Genomic DNA, 318 nt, shown 5'->3' on the forward strand with positions numbered 1-318 from the left:
GCCGGCATTTTGTGAAATGGCTCTGTGTCTTGGGCTTCTATATTTGCTGGGAAATCGAGGATGCCGTAAAGTCCGTTCATAACAAACAATTCAAGCAGACCAAAAACGTGTGGCATTTTTAGTTTGCATTGAGTTTAGTGTTTATGGTGGCTTGCAGGAACGGCATTTGTACGTTTTTGGCTACTTAATTGGGCGTTATAGCGCTTTGAAAATTCAAGGGTTGTCAGGTTCTCGAAAGTTGCTGGCTTCAGTGTTTTCGAGTTCGATTCCTCAACCATATCTAAGGTGGGAAGTTCTCTACAAGCCAAGTTTCTGTGG

The 318-nt window shown here is 43.1% G+C and carries 1 protein-coding gene; it reads right to left on the reverse strand.

What is annotated here, in order from left to right; all coding sequences use genetic code 11:
• Positions 1–134: 134 nt before the first annotated feature.
• Positions 135–318, reverse strand: a 184-nt coding sequence (locus HC752_RS25045) for a hypothetical protein (protein ID WP_238930642.1), incomplete at its 5' end; no start/stop codon positions are given.

This window comes from Vibrio sp. S9_S30, from assembly GCF_014694455.1.
Classification (GTDB): Bacteria; Pseudomonadota; Gammaproteobacteria; order Enterobacterales; family Vibrionaceae; genus Vibrio.